Genomic DNA, 1,766 nt, shown 5'->3' on the forward strand with positions numbered 1-1,766 from the left:
TGGAGATCCCGGTGGACCGGCTGCACCGGGCCGACGGTGCGGCGGCGATGAGCCGGCTGCTCGACGCCGGGCCGCGGGCGGATGCGGTGTTCTGCTTCAGCGACCAGCTGGCGCTCGGCGCGATGCAGGTCGCGCTGGCGCGCGGCCTGCGGATCCCGCGGGACCTGGCGGTGGCGGGCTTCGACGACGTCGAGGACGGCCGGTACGCGACCCCGTCCCTGACCACGATCTCCCCGGACAAGGAAGCGATCGCCCGCGAGGCGCTGAACTGTCTCGCCGACCGCCTCGGCACCCGTCCCCCTGACCGCCCGGCCCGCCGCATCGTGGCCGCGCACCACCTGGTGATCCGTGACAGCACCGGGTCAGGTGACGGCCAGTAGGACGGCCTGCTTCTCCTCCGCGGCGGCGAGATAGAACGCCTGCAGGCTCAGGAAGTTCGGCAGCAGGTAGTTCGCGAAGTCCTCGTCGTCCCAGACCTGGGGGTAGATCCCCTCCGCGAGCAGGGCGGCCGGATCGAAGCGGGTCCGTAGCGAGTCAGCGGTCACCTCGCGCAGGGCGGCGGCGACCAGCTGGACCCGTTCCGCCGGCAGGAGCCGGGCCGGGCCGTAGCCCAGATCGTCGCCGACCGGATCGCCGCCGAGCACCGCTTCCCCGGCGCCCGGGGAGGTCTCCCAGGAGCTGCCGGTCAGCAGGAAGTGGATGCCGTGCCAGGCCTTGTCGAGGTCGAAGACGTCATCCTCGCGGTCGAGAAGGCCGGCGGTCAGCGACGGATCGGCGGTCAGTTCCGCCACCTGCTCGGCCGTCAGGCGGCGGCCCTCGAAGATCATGCCCACGCCCGCAGTCTGCCAGAACCCCGCGACCAGTCCCGCTGCCTGACCAACGCCCGACCCGGCCCGGCCGATCGCTCAGAGCGCCGTCTGGTAAGCCAGCACCCCCCGGTTGACCGCGGTCATCGCCTTACGAGCCGTCTCCCGCACCCCCGGCGTGGCCGCCGAGGCGTCCCTGAGCTGCGCCAGCAGATCCAGCACCTGCCGCGCCCAGCGCACGAAGTCGCCCGCCGGCATGTCCGTCTCGTAGTTGTTGCCGCTGGCCAGCACCCGGGCCAGCGGTTCCCCGCGCGCCCACCGGTACATCGGCCAGACGAAGCCCGGATCCGGCTCCCGGGTCAGCGACAGCCCGTGCGCAGCCTCGTCGGACTCGATCTCGGCCCACAGCTTGTGGCACGCGTCCACCGCCGCCGTCGTGGCGCCCTTGGGCACCGACGCGCGTTCGTCGCCCTCGCGGCGGGACTCGAACAGCACCATGGACACCGCTGCCGCCAGCTCCTCCGGGGCCAGCCCCTCCCAGACTCCCCGCCGCAGGCACTCCGCGACGAGCAGGTCGGCCTCGGTCCAGATCCGGCCCAGCATCCGGCCGGCCTCGGTCACCTCGCCGTCGCCCGACAGGTAGCCGCGGCCGGCGAGCACCGCGCAGACCTGGTCGAACGTGCGGGCCAGGGAGCCGGTGCGCCCGGCCACCTTGTCGCGCAGCGCGTCGGTGTCGCGGGACAGGCGGTGGCGGCGCTCAGCGAAGCGGGCGTGCTCCTCGCGGTCCGGGCAGGCGTGGCACGGGTGCTGGCGCATCTGCACCTTGAGCAGGGCGATCTCGGCGTCCTCACCGGGTGCCGCCTTGCCCCGGCCGCGCCGGCCGTTGCCCGAGCCGTGCCGGTCGAGGCCGGTCGCGCTGACCGTGGCGGCCAGGTCGCGGCGGGCGCCCGGCGAGCGGGG

The 1,766-nt window shown here is 74.2% G+C and carries 2 protein-coding genes and 1 pseudogene; 1 reads left to right on the forward strand and 2 read right to left on the reverse strand.

Features of this window, described 5'->3' with window-relative positions; translation table 11 throughout:
- On the forward strand, window positions 1–380 hold a 380-nt coding region (locus tag AB0C29_RS46725; RefSeq protein WP_360834607.1), incomplete at its 5' end, for a substrate-binding domain-containing protein.
- Here AB0C29_RS46725 and AB0C29_RS46730 read toward each other — a convergent pair.
- Complete coding sequence (locus AB0C29_RS46730; RefSeq protein WP_360834609.1) at window positions 363–827, reverse strand: YfbM family protein; 465 nt, start codon at window positions 825–827, stop codon at window positions 363–365. The genes AB0C29_RS46725 and AB0C29_RS46730 overlap by 18 nt on opposite strands.
- A 78-nt stretch (window positions 828–905) precedes the next feature.
- Window positions 906–1,766 (reverse strand): annotated as a pseudogene (locus AB0C29_RS46735) (RNA helicase); the annotation flags it as partial.

Origin of the sequence: Actinoplanes sp. NPDC048791, assembly GCF_040650095.1 — a bacterium.
Classification (GTDB): domain Bacteria; phylum Actinomycetota; class Actinomycetes; order Mycobacteriales; family Micromonosporaceae; genus Actinoplanes.

Bases quoted from the DNA above. Each gene is read 5' to 3' on its own strand.
- AB0C29_RS46730 (WP_360834609.1), bottom strand. From the start codon at position 827: ATGATCTTCGAGGGCCGCCGCCTGACGGCCGAGCAGGTGGCGGAACTG.